Genomic DNA, 14,882 nt, shown 5'->3' with positions numbered 1-14,882 from the left:
ATGATTTTCACGACAAGTATGACCTGATTTTTACACAACATTATCAACGGATTAAGGTACACTTAAGGCGTTAAGCAACCGTTATTTTGCGTTTTGGGCCTCTATGAAGCTACCTACATTTCTGCGGTATACCGTCATGCTGATGATTGTACTGTTCGGATTCTTTCTGATACTCGACAGATGGGTAGCAGCGAGCACGGCTGATCGTATTTATACCCAGATAGATCTCATCCCTGCCCGTACCGTTGGTCTGGTGCTGGGAACGAGTAAATACATCGCCCATAATCTCAATCCTTATTACAACTACCGGATGGATGCCGCGGTTAAATTATACCGGCAGAAAAAGGTCCAGATCTTCCTCTTAAGTGGTGATAACGCGCACCGTTCCTACAACGAACCCTGGACAATGAAACGTGATTTGCTTAAAGCCGAGATCCCTGACGAAGTGATTGTGCTCGACTATGCGGGTTTCCGGACGTTAGATTCGGTCATCCGGGCGAAGAATGTGTTTGAAGCCAACAGCCTGGTGATTATTACCCAGCAATTCCATTGTGAACGTGCGCTGTTTATTGCCAACCACAAGAACCTGAATGCCATCTGCCTTGCAGTGCCGGAACCGCGCGGGTTCGCCGGATTCAAAATTCGGTTAAGGGAAGTGTTTGCGAGAGTAAAAGCCATACTGGATCTGTACATTCTCAATGAGCAACCCCGTTTTCCCGGCCCCAAAGAGCCCATCTTTACCAGGCCGCCGCTGCGACAAATACAGCCTGAGCAACCTGAACAACCGACTTACTCAGCGCCCTTATCCCCGCTTCTGATCAATACACTCTGAAGTTCAGACACACTGCCGGAGCAGTGCGTCTGTTTCTGGATGTTCAGTCGCCTTGTGCTAAACGCCCGCTGAGATGAGCGTTTTAAAATCGGGCTTGGTGGACAACCGTTCCAAACTCACGGTCTGCAGCTCTTGTCTGAAGGGAGAGTGTTCAAGGAAGTGCATGATATTGTCACCCGCTGCGTCATGATAAATCTCACGATGACGAAATTGTACATACTCAAGCGCAACATGAAGATAAAGCGTCGCCAGATGAGGTTGAAGCAACACTTCTTTACCCGCACTTCCTGCCTCTGCTTCCAGCTTGTGCAATGCATTCGCCAGTCCGGCTTTTCCGCGCCTGCCGAGTTCATTGTCCCCTTCAACAAAACGCCCCAGCGCCACGGTTCTGAACGCTGTCTCCATCATGGTTTTTGCCAATCCCATCACAGAGACTTCAAGCACATTTTGATTATCCACAGCCCGCAAGCCCTCAGGCTGATACGTGGCAATCAAATACTGGCAAATACACAGGCTTTCGCTGAGCGAGACACCGTCATTCAGCGCCAGAGCGGGAATCATGCAAAAAGGATTAACCTGCTCTAATTCTGATGGTGATTGCCAGGGATCGACCCACACCATTTGCAAAGCATCGCACCGGGACAGCAATGCTGTTGCAGTCACAACCCTCGAAAACGGTGAGGTTTCATTCAAATAAAGTTTCATCGTCATTCCCTTGATTAAGATACTGATTGAGAGACAGGTTCGCTTCCCTGTTGCGGCCGCGTGAAAAAGATACATGCAATGGATACAACTAACGCACTGGCACTGACGGCAAATAAAACAGAGTACGAGGCAAGATGGGCGGCATAGTATGCCATCATGAATCCCACCACCCCTTGTGAGATAGCAAAAGACAAGGTCATTGCGCTCCAGGCTTTGGTATGCAGTTCATAACCCACAGATTCCAGTGTATAAGTCGAGACCAAAGTGACCGTGCCCGGTGTGAAAATACCCACCAGCAGGGAAGAGAAAAACAGTGCAAACGGATGAGTGCTGATTAAGGGAAGCGAAACACCCAGTGCTTTTAAAGAAAATGCAATCAATAGCGAGCGTCTGACCCCGGCATGATCACCAAGAAAACCCGTTAAAACAGGACCGATCGCCGCTCCAATCCCGAACGTTGCCCAGTAGAGCCCGCCACTGACAAATGTCATCCCCAGCTCACGCACGATGTAATCCACCCAAAAGAGCGTATGCGGCAGGTAGCCGATGGCATCAAAGGTATAAGCCAACAGGATAAACAACACGGTCATCCCCTGAGATCGGGACATATTCCGGAAGGTTGCCGGGGCGGAACGACTTCCGGATAGCGGCTCTGTTGCCCCCAGGCATTCCAGGTCAGCACAGTCGTCACTAAAGCCACAATCCCCATGCCTATCCATGCAGAAACCACACTGTGATAGATAAGGAGCGGAATCAGTGTTCCGGAGAGCATGGCACCCAGGCCAATACCGGAAAACACCACGCCGCTGATACGCGTTTTGACCTTGGCACTGTGCATTCTCACAATAACGGGCGGGGCGAGTACCATCAGCATGGCGCCTGCAACGCCTGCCAGAGTGCGCAGTACGTAAAACCACACCAGAGGCGCATCCTGAAACGCACAACCCAGATAACTGAGGCTGCTGACCAGCATGGCGACTCGAATAACCTGGCCAACGGTAAAGTGCCTGATCAGAAAATTGGCAGCTGGCGCGCCAAAGATGTAGCCGATTAACGTTGCCGCTCCCAGATAAGTGGCATCTTCTACCCGGAACCAACCGGCTTGGATCAGCGCTGGCATCAGCGCGATATAAGCAAAACGTCCAATGCCATTACCAATCAGTGTTGCCCCAAGACCTGCGAAACTGTACCGGTTAAATATCGAATTACTCTGCACAGGAAAGTGCTCTTCGATTTTCAGCCATCAATGCAGAGAATACATTCACCTTCACACCAATCACCTCAACATTATATACAGACAATTCATTATCCTCTACCAACCATTATGCATCAGAATTTATATCAGCACTATCAGCCTGATGTTATCAAGATGTCAAGTAATTACTCTAATTGGCTGGCTTTGAAGTATCAGGAAGACAGCGAAGGTGAAGATTGCTGCTGCAAACCGTCGCCAGCACCATAGACAGTCATTCGGGATGACAATAAAAAACCCAGCCAACTGGCTGGGTTGTTGTGCATTTCGCTACAATGAAACAATGCTGTTATTTCATTGATAAAACCGACTTTTTATTCCTTACGCTGCCCCTTGTCAGGCAGTGAATACTGTCCCAGCACCTTCATACGTACGCGGCTCATATGCTGCTGGGCTTCTTCCTGAATCCGTTTTTTCAACGCTTTTTTTGTTGATGACATTGTTCGTTAACCTAGCTTATTTATTGTTTTATAACCTGCCGACTGAAAGTTTGTGGCCATAGGCTGATTCAAGCACCCAGACCAGACACAAGAAGATAATGGACCAAAACCGCTATCGCAAGTCAGACATAAGCAAATTTTTACCTGTGTTATCTCATGCCTGATTATTGATACATTTCAGTAAAGTAAAGACAACATGACCTGTATTTGCCCGCCGGCTCTGCCAGATAAGCCGAAACATAATGGGTAGATTCCCACACATTCAAAAATCATGACCTCACAAAAGCCATGACAACTCAGCCCACACCTCACATTCGCGTTAACAAAGTATAAAAAAATGCAACATTTCAGTTCGACAGCACAACAGAAGCGAAAAACGCCTCGTGCCCAACCTACACCATAATTACAGTCAATCTGAAGGAACCTAATTATGACAGCCTTAGCACTGACACTGAAACAGTGGCTGTTTGACCGGAACAGCCTGATATTGCTTGCAGATATCGCCCTATTTTTCGTCCTGCTAAATACATTACCCGTTGAAAAGGAAGTGGCGACGGGTCTGAGTATTCTTGCTTTCGTCGCCGTACTCTGGCTGACAGAAGCCATCCATGTCAGCATCACAGCACTGCTCGTCCCCTTACTGGCGGTCGGTTTTGGTGTCTTTAAAACCAACCAGGCGCTGGGGAATTTTGCCGATCCCATCATTTTTCTGTTCCTGGGTGGTTTTGCGCTGGCTGCTGCTTTGCGCAGTCAGGAACTGGACCAGGCCATCGCGGATAAAGTGCTGGTGATGGCAAAAGGAAAAATGTCCGTCGCTGTTTTCATGCTTTTCGGGGTGACTGCCGGCCTGTCGATGTGGATCAGTAACACAGCAACGGCAGCCATGATGTTACCGCTGGTTTTAGGTGTACTGGCTAAAGTGGATGCCAAAAATCAGCGCAATACCTATGTCTTCGTCCTGTTGGGTGTTGCTTATTGTGCCAGCATCGGTGGGATTGCCACTGTTGTGGGCAGCCCGCCCAATGCCATTGCTGCCGCCGAAGCCGGCCTGAGCTTTACTGACTGGATGGCCTTCGGCTTGCCTATCACACTGGTACTTTTACCTTTGGCCGTTGGCGTACTCTACTTCCTGCTTAAACCAAACCTGAACCACACGTTCGAGATGAACCACAAACCGGTGGAATGGACCAACGGGAAGAAGATCACCCTTGCCATCTTTGCGATCACCGTAGTGCTGTGGATTTTCAGTAAACCCATCAATGGTATGCTGGGCGGGCTGAGCAAGTTTGATACGCTGGTCGCGCTGTTTGCAATCGCGCTGCTGGGTGCATCACGCGTCGTAGACTGGAAAAAAATCGAAAAAACAACCGACTGGGGTGTGCTGCTTCTGTTCGGGGGTGGTATCTGTTTGAGTAATGTTCTGAAAGAAACCGGGACCAGTGTCTTCCTGGCGAACAGCCTGAGCGGCTTCCTGGATCAGGCTGGCCTGTTGTTCACTATCCTGGCTGTCGCGGCTTTCGTGGTCTTTCTGACCGAGTTTGCCAGTAACACCGCCAGTGCGGCCTTGCTTGTCCCTGTTTTTGCCTCGGTAGCAGATGCCATGGGTGTATCACCCGTGATTCTTTCCGTGCTCATTGGTGTTGCCGCCTCGTGCGCCTTCATGCTCCCGGTCGCCACACCACCGAACGCTATTGTGTTTGGCTCAGGCCATATCAAGCAAAGTGAGATGATGCGCGCCGGAGTTTACCTGAACATGGTTGCGATCGCTTTCCTGACCATGGTGGCTTATCTGTTCTGGTAAGTAACATAACGTCCCTGATAACCCTGACAACAATAACAATCGCAAAGCCAATCTCTTTTTTCCGGTGGCCAATTGGCCACCTTTTTTCGATGATTCAGGAATCAGCCGGATACCGAATCCCGATAATCTCTCTGGCAACCGTCATGATGGTGTGTACGATTCGGCTACGCGCCAAACCTGAGTGATCATAATCTTTCCCCTCAATCAAGCGTGCAAACTCGGCAGCTTCATACTGCATGGTATTTTTCGCCTGAAATCGTGACAGCGTCACATCTGGTTCTTCTCGGCGATGAATCACAATGTTGCGGCATTCGGCGATGGTATCGATCACTAAAGTCCCCATTTCCCCTTGCAACTCGCAGGGGATCTTGCTGTCACTCACCTTCGAGTGCGTAATCACGGCATCAAAATCACCGTAATGTAGTACCAGCGTGCCATGACCATCCACTCCGGAATCCAGTAACGCACCTTGCGCAGTAAAGCTGCTTGGCTCACCAAACAAAGCAATCGCCACACTCAAGGGGTAGATTCCTATATCCATTAAGGACCCGTTGGCAAACTCAGGGTTAAAGGTATTCGGGTTTTCGCCTTTGAGATATTTATCGTACCGGGATGAATACTGACAAAAACTGAAATGCGCTTTGCGTAACCGTCCGATTTTACTCAGGCTGTTGCGCAGCACGGCAAAGTTGGGGTTGTATGTGGTCTTCAGTGCCTCGAACAGCACCACATGATTCGCCTGAGCCAGTGCAATTAAAGACTCAACTTCCTGAATATTGGATGCCATTGGTTTCTCAACCATCACATGCTTTCCGGCACGGATAAAAACTTCAGCCTGCGAGGCATGTAAAGCATTAGGACTGGCAATATACACAGCATCTATGTCATCACGGTTTGCCATGGCTTCGAGGTCATCAAAACAATGTTTTATATGATGCTTGCGTGCAAAGTGTTCAGCACTGTCCATTGTTCTGGAATAAACAGCGACAGGGTTGATTTTCCCTGTTTGCTGGGCTGCCTCTATAAAACTGTCAGTGATCCAATTTGTACCGACTGTTGCCACTCTTAACATTTCACCAAACCCTTACCGATAATTTTATTAATTTCATTATCCACACAGGGAAGTTCGGGTAAACGTCAAGGGTTTGATGATGAGCACAAATCCCTGCTTCGATCCCTTGGAGTCCGTTAGAGCTTGAAGTAAGATAACAGGCTGACTCAATGGATTTTCACCGATGTTCCTGCATTTTCCCGCAGAGAAAGCAACCAAATTCATATTTTCGCAATATTAATTTGCCGAAAACGATAACCAGAACAGAGAATCGCTATGTACCACGCCGAAATCACGGGTTGGGGCAAGTGCCTGCCGCCAGCTATTCTGACCAATGATGAACTCAGCCAGTTTGTCGAAACCAATGATGAGTGGATCCAGTCCCGTACCGGGATTCAGGAACGCCGCATCAGCCATGTTGACACCTCAAAGCTGGCAGAAGTCGCCGGTGCCCGTGCGCTGGCAGCTGCCGGGTTAACCGCCAGTGATCTGGACTTAATCATCATCGCTTCCTGTTCACCTGACACCCTGATGCCGAACATTGCGTCCAAAGTCGCGCTGGAACTGGGTGCCAAACGTGCTGCGGCTTTCGATCTGAACGCCGCTTGTACCGGTTTCATTTACAGCCTGGAAACCGCCACTCGCCTGATTCAGGCCGGTAATTACCGTCATGCGCTGGTGATTGGCGCAGAGCGTTTATCCTGGTTGATCGACTGGAGTAAACGCGACACCGCCGTATTGTTCGGCGATGGTGCAGGCGCTGTGATCATCAGCCGCACCGAAGAAAAGCTTGGCCTGCAGGAAGCGCAGCTTGGCTGTGATGCTGAAGGCCGTGATGTGCTGGCGATTCCTGACTTCGGAACCTCGATGGATCGCTTCAATCCGGATCCGGGTCATTTTACCTTTAACTTTGTTGGCCGCGAGATTTTCCGGCGTGCCGTAAGGGGCATGGGGTCAGCGGCCAGTACGGTTCTGGAACGTGCTCAGCTCAGCAAAGAAGAGATTGATGTAGTCATTCCCCATCAGGCGAACAAGCGCATTATTGAAGCCCTGTGCGATCATACAGGTATTCCACTGGATAAAGCGTTCGTTAACATTCATCGCTACGGTAATACTTCAGCTGCGACTGTGCCAATTGCACTCTGTGAGGCCGTTGAAGAAGGTTTCATCAAACCAGGTAATACCATACTGTCGGCGGCATTTGGTGCCGGCCTGACCTGGGGCGCCTGTCTGATCAAGTGGGGACAACGGGTCACCCCTGTTTCAACATCAGATGCCGAGCTGCCGCCTTGTGAGAAAACCGCACGCGAGATTATGCAAAACGCGATTGATCACTGTACCGGCGTGAAGTAAGTACAGCCCGAATGAAAAAGCCACTTAATCGATAAGTGGCTTTTTTGTCTCAATGGGTGTCCCGTCCTGAGATAAGTTGACACATTGGAGACTTATCAATGAACTCATCAAGCAAATCAAAGATAAAACGAACACAGCGTGATTACACATTAGGCTTTAAACTCGCTGTTGTTGCTCAGGTTGAAAAAGGCGAGATGACCTACAAACAAGCCCAAGCACACTTTGGCATTCAGGGACGAAGCACTGTTCTTGTATGGCTAAGAAAGCATGGTAAGTTAGATTGGTCGAAGCCAGTTGAACACTTCCCTACTATGCCTAAATCAAAAGAATCGCCAGCACAGAAGATTAAGCGCCTAGAAAAAGCCCTTGCCGACGCTGAATTAAAGAACATGATTTACAGCGATATGGTGGAAATCCTTAAAAAAGAACACGGAATAGACTTGGAAAAAAAGTACTTAGCCGAGCGCTCTGGCTTGCCAAAGAGCAAGGAAAAGTAAAGCTCGCAACTGCATGTAGGCAGTTCAATTTATCCCGGCAAGCTGTGCATCAATGGAAGCAGCGCCTCGAAGTGCGTGCTGAGGAACTCTTGCCTGTAAAAGAGATGGTAAGGTACTGGCGGCAACTTATGCCTCGGGTTGGTACTCGTAAGCTATACCAGTTGATTAAGCCCCAGCTAGAGAAACAAGGAATAAAGTTGGGACGAGATGGGTTATTCAAGTACTTAAAAAACGAGAACCTGCTGGTCAAGCCAAGGAAGAACTACACCAAGACGACGAACAGCAAACATTGGCTCAGGAAGCACCCAAACCTTTTGAAAGATAAAGTTGTTCATCATGTAGAGCAAGTGGTTGTGAGCGATATTACCTATGTCAAAACAGATGAAGGGACACACTATCTCTCACTAGTTACAGACGCTTACTCCCGGAAAATATTAGGCTATGAATTGAGTAACGAAATGAAGGCTAGCGACGTGGTAAAAGCGCTGGATATGACCATAACCAACCGCCAAACAGATGCAGCAACAATTCACCACTCAGATCGAGGGTTACAATACTGCTCATCAGAGTACCAGGAAAAGTTAAGCGCCAATAGCATGATACCTTCAATGACTGATGGTTATGACTGTTATCAGAATGCGCTGGCTGAGCGGGTTAATGGCATACTAAAGAGTGAGTTCCTACTCTACCAGTGCAATACCCTAAAAGAGCTTATGGTGTTAGTGAAAGAGTCGATATCGACATATAACGACTTGAGACCGCATACGAGCTTGGGGATGAGAACCCCGAGTGAAGTGCATGAAAAAGCCAGTAGGGAATACCTACTGGCTACATAAAAAGCGTCAACCTATTTTAGGACTAGACAGGGCAAATGCTAACGCTTGGCAAATACTAGCGCCTTGATCATATTAGCGCCTCGATGATTGACGCTTCCCCCTGCCCTGATGCACTTTAAGCTGTTTTTTCAAACGGCGCTTATCTGCTGAACGGCCTTTCGGGGCATGTTCAGGCGGCGCAATATTCGGGTTAGGTTCATAACCGGCCAGCCATTCCTGCGGCAAACGCGTATCCAGCAGATCTTCAATCGCCTTTAACGCCCATTCTTCATCCAGACTCATCAGCGACACCGCCAGACCTTCACTGCCGGCACGGCCGGTGCGTCCGATACGGTGAACATAATCTTCGGCTTTAAAGGGCATATCGAAGTTCACGACATACGAAAGTTGTTCTATATCCAGCCCTCTGGCTGCCACGTCAGTTGCAATCAAGGCCCGCACTTTTCCGGATTTAAAATCATCTAATGCGCGCTGTCTTGCCCCCTGGCTTTTATCACCATTAATAGACGCAGCTTTAATGCCATCCAGCTGTAATTCATTCACCAGCGCATCGGATCCCTGTTTGGTTTTGGTAAATACCAGTACCTGTTTCCAGTTGCGTGAGCCAATCAGGTAAGCCAGCAGTTCGGCTTTACGATGTTTATCAACCGGGTAGACAATCTGCTGCACGGTTTCTGCAGTGGTATTGGCAGGGGTGACTTCAATGACAGAAGGGTCCTGCATCATTTTGTACGCCAGGTTCTTGACCGCTTTCGAGAAGGTCGCAGAAAACAGTAAGGTTTGCCGCGGCGATTTCATTCGCCTTAAAATACGCTGGATTTCATCCTGAAAGCCCATATCCAGCATGCGATCGGCTTCATCCAGCACCAGATATTCAACCTGACTGAGATCGATATTACCGACATGGGCGTGATCCAATAAACGTCCCGGCGTGGCAACGACGATTTCGGGGCGATCTCTGAGGGCTTTGGTCTGCATAGTCATGCTGGTACCGCCATACACAGCCACAGAGCTCAGAGGCAAGGCAGAACAAAAGGCGTCCATGTTGTCCTGTACCTGCTGCGCCAGTTCTCTGGTCGGCGTCAGAATCAAGGCTCTGACTGGTGCGCCCTTCCCCTGTTCCTGATTCTTTGCGGTTTGACTGAGCATCCGATCCAGCATCGGTAATCCGTAAGCAGCGGTTTTACCGGTTCCTGTCTGCGCCGCAGCCAGCACATCCTTTCCTGCCAGCACGGCCGGGATCGCCAGTTGCTGTACCGGAGTCGGTTCTGTAAAGCCTTGCGTATTGATCGCTGAGAGAATATCAGCCTGTAGCCCTAATTTGGAAAACGCCATACCGCTGCCCTGATTACGAAAAAGCAGGGATTCTATCCCCTGTTGCCGTGAGTTACCAATAAAAAAGCACCCTTACGGGTGCCTTCAGTCGAATCAGAACAGGGTTCAGACCGTTTCTATATTCAGGAATGCCGCGCCACGGACACCGCCCGCATCGCCATGTTTCGCTTTGATGATTTTCGGTACGCGTGCCACTGACAGCAAGTGCTTAGGCAAACGCTTTGGCAACTCATCATACAAGAGTTCGAAATTGGACAAACCACCGCCCAGTACCACCACATGCGGATCCAGACCGGTCAGCAAATTACCCAGACAAATAGCCAGCAGCTCAACAAAACGTTCAACATGCTCAACGGCTTTGGCTTCGCCTTGGTTGTACTGCTGAATGATCTCAACGGCCGGGACTTTCTCGCCAAAATAATGCGCATAAAGCTGTTCAAAACCGCGCCCGGACAGATAGTTATCAATACAGCCTTTGTTGTCACAGCCACATTGGAACAAAGGGGCTTTGTCGCCCAAGTGAAACCAGGCATCAATGGGCAGACGCGTATGGCCCAGCTCACCGGCGACATGGTTTTTACCGGAAAACACTTTGCCGTTGAACACTAAACCACCACCAAAGCCTGTGCCCAGGATCAAACCCAGTACAGACGGCTCATCACGTAAGGCTTCGTCCCACGCTTCAGACAATGCAAAGCAATTTGCATCGTTATCTATGCTGACCGTACGGCCAAGACGGTTTTCAAGATCCCGACGCAGATGACGGCCTTTTGCAGCCGGGATATTGGATGTCAGTACAGTGCCGTGCTCTGCGTCTTCCATACCGGGGATCCCGATACCAATTTTTCCGGTACAGTCAAAACGTTCATCTGCTTTTTGAATAAGAGCCACCAGCGTCTCAATCAACGCCTCATAATCATCACCCGGCGTCGGCACACGCTCAGTGGCCACACGCTCAAGTTGTTCGTTGAACGCACCAAATTCAATTTTAGTGCCTCCCACATCGAAGCCGTAATACATCGTTGTCTCCATTATTTTACGCTGCAAAAATTATCCATTTATCAGCATATACAGACTGTGACGCAATCCATATTTAGCGGTGCATCCATCAGCGCAAGCGCACATTTATATGAAGTAAGCAATGCAAAGCTGAAAAACACAGTTAAACAAGCGCTTCGGACAGCCCAGCCTGTTTTAAGCGTGCCAAGGCTGAATCCTCAGGCAAAGACCGGTTTAACTTTCCGGCCATATAATTTTCTCGGAATACATCAAACCAGAGATCCAGGATACGGGCATTTTCCTGCTCACCGAAATCGGCCACGATCCGGGCCGCCACTTCTGCCGTGCCCAGCTGATTGTCCTTCGTCGCTTCCCGCACCTGATAACGCGAACGTGACTCAGGCGTGATTGACAGCATAGGGAAATCGTTCAGATACGGGCTTTTACGAAACATTTTTTTCGCTTCAGACCAGCTTCCGTCAAGCAAAATAAACAATGGCCGTTTGCCAGGCGCAGGCACAACCTCGCTGGCAACACGCTCTGGTGTTCCGTACTCCGCCGGGAAAATCACATAAGGTTGCCATTGGGGATCAGTCAGCACCGCAAGCATGGCGGGATCCGGCTCAGTACGAGACCAGATAAATGCAAAGGTATCGGTAAAAAGATCGGCAATCAGCCTGCCGGTATTACTGGGTTTCAGGACTTCATCATCATACATAATCAGCATGAAGGCGGCGTCCGACTCAATCTGTGGTTTATGACTGCAGATACACAGATGTGCTCTGAGCATACAGAACTGACAACGCTCAACTTTTCCACCCCGGGCCAGAAATGGCCGTGTTGAACGGGCAAGACGCATTTCATACAGATTATGAACAGCGTGGATACGCATAGCTAGACTACCAGGGAAAGAAAAAACGCCAGCATTCTACTGGCGTTGGTGACCTGGTGACAAGTCCGTGCCTGCGGTTTCTAAGCGGTCGGGTCCAGAATTTTATACCGGGTCAGCATCTGGCTCTGCTCCCGCGCAATATCAGATACCGTTCTGGCTTCCTCAACCAGCGTTGATAACTGATGATTGTTCACACTGGCCTGGCTGGCGACTTCCTCCACACTTCGGCCCACTTCCATGGAGGCATTTTCCTGCTGTTGAGTGGCGGCAGAAATCGTAATCACTTTATCGGTAATACGCTCGATAGCCCCCTGAATACTCTGAATCGCCGATTCAACCTCGCCACTCAGATGAATGGAGGCTGTCATCTCGCAGCGGCTTTCCTGCATTGCCGCATTGGCGTCTTCAGCCGCCCGGTGCAACTCGGCGATCGTCCGGCGGATCGACTCGGTTTGCTGGTTGGTCTCACTGGCCAGTTTTCTGACTTCATCGGCGACCACGGCAAAACCGCGGCCCTGCTCACCAGCTCTTGCCGCTTCGATTGCCGCATTCAGGGCCAGGAGATTGGTATTATTGGCAATCGAACTGATCAGTTCGACGACTTCTGTAATTTTGCTGACATGCGCATCGAGCGACATCATACAGGTCTCGTTGCGCGCAAACTGAGCATCCAGCGACTGCAAGCGTGCAGTGCTGCGCGCAATGATTTCAGCCCCTTCTTTGGCCAGCGTATTGGCCGCTTCGGCTTCCGTTTCCGACTCAGTGGTGCTTTGCGCGATTTCTTTGATCGAAGCTTCCAGCTCAGTGATGGCAGCAGCAATTGTGCTCAGCTGATCACTCTGCTGACTGAGTGCACGGCGAGACTGCGCCGAAGCGGTCTGACTGCGCTCAGCCGCCTGAGTCAAGGTATGGCCATTTTCACTGAGTTGCGCCATGGCGTGGCTGTTCGTCCGGTTCGACTGATTCAGCAAACGGGCCAGTTCCGCAAACTCTTTCGGTGCATTTTCGTCAGCGATAACGGTCAGATCACCCATGCTGTTTGCCTTGATCACCTCATCCAGCCGTTGCAAAGAGAGGCGAACCGTTTTGCTGACCCAGGCACCGGCGAATAGTGCCAACAGCAAACCGGCGACACTCAGCGCAATAAAGATCATTTTGGCATTGTCGCTGGCAGCCAACACCCCTTGCTCGCTGTCATGGATCATACGCTGCGAACCCGTTTCCATCTCTCCCAGCTTGAGCATGATTTTTTCCACCTGCACTTTTGCCTGATCGGCTTTTTCAGCCTGCGTCTGGATCAGGCGAAGCGTATCAAGCTTGAGCGCGACCATTCCCTGCTCACTAAACAGGCCTTTCACCATCTCAAAAGGGACAGATAAACTTGAGAATTCCGCCAGTTCAGGATTAAGTCGATTCAACTCTTTCCATGCGTATAGCATGCCTGACAAGTTTGTCCGGTTCAGGTCTTTCGCATACGCTTCGGCTTTTTGCAGATCGCTCTCAAACAGCAACGCCACCATGTTGTTGCCCATTTCCTGAGAATGGTTAATGAAGTTGGTGACATGACCCATCGCAGCAGCGTCACCTGCGTACAGGCCGATACTGATCCTGCTCATTTCAGAACGCACAGAGGAAACCGCATAATTCATCGTGGCTTTGTCAGATTCCAGCTTGGCCTGATTGGTCAGAATTTGCTGCTGTGTTTGTTGAATGGACGAAACGAGCTGATTAAATGTGGTGAGATCGCTTTCAAACGCACTGACATCATTTTCAAGCCAGCTAATGCCGTGTTCAGTAGCCAGCTGTTGCAATTTTGCCACAGCATCTTCGACGTGCTGCTCATGACTTTTCAGCGTGTTCAGCGCTGTTTCCAGGCTTTCCATTGTGCCGCTGTTGATCACTTCAGTCAGACTCTGAGCGGAAGCCAGTGATCCCTTAACCATTTCGGCATTGAGTGTAGCGACGGGTAAAGCCAGCTGACTCAGCGAGGCAAACTGAGTCGATACACGGTTAAGCCCTTGATTACCAAAAAATGACAGTAATCCACCGATCACCACAAGAAGCAGAAAGACGGACTGTATCAGAACCACAACTGACAGCCTTGTCCGTTGAGTGCGTTTTTTTGTCATAGTGAACCTTTGTCAATGCCACAATTTCTGCCCCAGCAAAACCAGTTCCAACACATGACAGGGCAATAATTGTGATCTTATTCTCATTTAATTCGCCGATAACATACGACTCAAATATGACAATAAAATGTCAAAGGTAAAAAATGTGTAACGAAAGCTGACAGTTAGCTCAATGTCAGGCACAAAAAAAGCAGCCTCAGCTGCTTCTGCGTTGCTCTCCGGATGCCGTTCTCCGGACATTGTGCTCAGGCGTGAGACGTTTGTTGACTTATCACACTGTCAAACAGATTTTTGACCAGGCTGATATAATCTTCCAGGAAAGTAATTTGCTCAATGCCCGGATTTTTCTGCCATAAGCCGCCTAACATTTCCGCCATATCGTCCAATACAGCATCAGCTTCCTGCATCAGCTTAAATCGAAACTCCGGTTCAAGATCCGGGTTCTGGCCAAAGACTGCCATCAGGTTTGTAGCGATCAGATCCGTGACAACATTTTCTACGGTTTCCTCACTCGCATCAGTACCACTTGCGGCAAACACACTCAGGTGCTCCGTAAAGTACTCGATCAGCGCGTGATAACCATCAGATTCAACAACCATATCTTTTGCTTATTCCACCCAACACTACAGCAAATGATAGAGTGTCCAATTTGTTTTTCAAGCTCTGTGACACCAACTGTGCTCAGGTTAACTATTTTATTTATCAATAAGAATCAGCTAATTTAGCCAGGTACTCACATGCCTTCTGCCAGTCATTATCT

The 14,882-nt window shown here is 49.4% G+C and carries 12 protein-coding genes and 1 pseudogene; 4 read left to right on the top strand and 9 right to left on the bottom strand.

Features of this window, described 5'->3' with window-relative positions; translation table 11 throughout:
• The first annotated feature begins 103 nt into the window (after positions 1-103).
• The gene (locus tag P4S53_RS16430; protein ID WP_442958668.1) at positions 104-832 is read left to right on the top strand and encodes a SanA/YdcF family protein; all 729 of its coding nucleotides are present in this window, start codon (positions 104-106) and stop codon (positions 830-832) included.
• 57 nt (positions 833-889) lie between these two features.
• Here P4S53_RS16430 and P4S53_RS16425 read toward each other — a convergent pair whose 3' ends face one another.
• The 3 genes and pseudogenes from P4S53_RS16425 to P4S53_RS16415 all read right to left on the bottom strand — a co-directional run bounded on the left by P4S53_RS16425 (position 890) and on the right by P4S53_RS16415 (position 3,229).
• A complete protein-coding gene (locus P4S53_RS16425; RefSeq protein ID WP_337113507.1) occupies positions 890-1,537 on the bottom strand; it encodes a glutathione S-transferase family protein in 648 nt (215 codons plus the stop codon).
• A 14-nt stretch (positions 1,538-1,551) separates the two neighbouring features.
• Positions 1,552-2,753 (bottom strand): annotated as a pseudogene (locus P4S53_RS16420) (YbfB/YjiJ family MFS transporter).
• A 350-nt stretch (positions 2,754-3,103) separates the two neighbouring features.
• Positions 3,104-3,229, bottom strand: a complete 126-nt coding sequence (locus P4S53_RS16415; protein ID WP_337113506.1) for a hypothetical protein — start codon at positions 3,227-3,229, stop codon at positions 3,104-3,106.
• Between the two features lie 430 nt (positions 3,230-3,659).
• Between P4S53_RS16415 and P4S53_RS16410 the strand changes: the two genes are divergently transcribed.
• A complete protein-coding gene (locus tag P4S53_RS16410) occupies positions 3,660-5,030 on the top strand; it encodes an SLC13 family permease (protein ID WP_337113505.1) in 1,371 nt (456 codons plus the stop codon).
• A 94-nt stretch (positions 5,031-5,124) separates the two neighbouring features.
• Here P4S53_RS16410 and P4S53_RS16405 read toward each other — a convergent pair whose 3' ends face one another.
• Positions 5,125-6,102: a Gfo/Idh/MocA family protein gene (locus P4S53_RS16405; protein WP_337113504.1), complete on the bottom strand. Its 978-nt coding sequence runs from the start codon at positions 6,100-6,102 to the stop codon at positions 5,125-5,127.
• A 255-nt stretch (positions 6,103-6,357) separates the two neighbouring features.
• Here P4S53_RS16405 and P4S53_RS16400 point away from each other — a divergent pair, with 255 nt between their 5' ends.
• Complete coding sequence (locus P4S53_RS16400; RefSeq protein WP_337113503.1) at positions 6,358-7,434, top strand: ketoacyl-ACP synthase III; 1,077 nt, start codon at positions 6,358-6,360, stop codon at positions 7,432-7,434.
• Between the two features lie 98 nt (positions 7,435-7,532).
• Positions 7,533-8,767 (top strand): IS3 family transposase gene (locus tag P4S53_RS16395; protein WP_337111999.1). Its coding sequence is split into 2 segments (ribosomal slippage): positions 7,533-7,878 and positions 7,878-8,767, totalling 1,236 coding nucleotides; the frame shifts between segments, so codons are not numbered across the junction.
• A gap of 72 nt (positions 8,768-8,839) precedes the next feature.
• Here P4S53_RS16395 and P4S53_RS16390 read toward each other — a convergent pair.
• The 5 genes from P4S53_RS16390 to P4S53_RS16370 all read right to left on the bottom strand — a co-directional run bounded on the left by P4S53_RS16390 (position 8,840) and on the right by P4S53_RS16370 (position 14,721).
• A complete protein-coding gene (locus tag P4S53_RS16390) occupies positions 8,840-10,102 on the bottom strand; it encodes a DEAD/DEAH box helicase (RefSeq protein WP_337113502.1) in 1,263 nt (420 codons plus the stop codon).
• Between the two features lie 105 nt (positions 10,103-10,207).
• The gene (nagK, locus tag P4S53_RS16385; RefSeq protein ID WP_337113501.1) at positions 10,208-11,122 is read right to left on the bottom strand and encodes an N-acetylglucosamine kinase; all 915 of its coding nucleotides are present in this window, start codon (positions 11,120-11,122) and stop codon (positions 10,208-10,210) included.
• A 142-nt stretch (positions 11,123-11,264) separates the two neighbouring features.
• A complete protein-coding gene (locus P4S53_RS16380; RefSeq protein WP_337113500.1) occupies positions 11,265-11,993 on the bottom strand; it encodes a tRNA-uridine aminocarboxypropyltransferase in 729 nt (242 codons plus the stop codon).
• Positions 11,994-12,073: 80 nt separating this feature from the next.
• On the bottom strand, positions 12,074-14,122 hold the full coding sequence (locus tag P4S53_RS16375) for a methyl-accepting chemotaxis protein (protein ID WP_337113499.1): 2,049 nt from the start codon (positions 14,120-14,122) through the stop codon (positions 12,074-12,076).
• 245 nt (positions 14,123-14,367) lie between these two features.
• Entirely contained in the window at positions 14,368-14,721 is a 354-nt protein-coding gene (locus P4S53_RS16370) for a DUF3802 family protein (RefSeq protein WP_337113498.1), read from the bottom strand.
• Between the last annotated feature and the right edge of the window lie 161 nt (positions 14,722-14,882).

It is taken from the genome of Photobacterium sp. Hal280, assembly GCF_037162255.1.
In the GTDB taxonomy this organism is placed as follows: Bacteria; Pseudomonadota; Gammaproteobacteria; order Enterobacterales; family Vibrionaceae; genus Photobacterium.
Note: the sequence above shows the minus strand (reverse complement) of the source record. Positions and strands in the feature narration are given on the sequence as shown.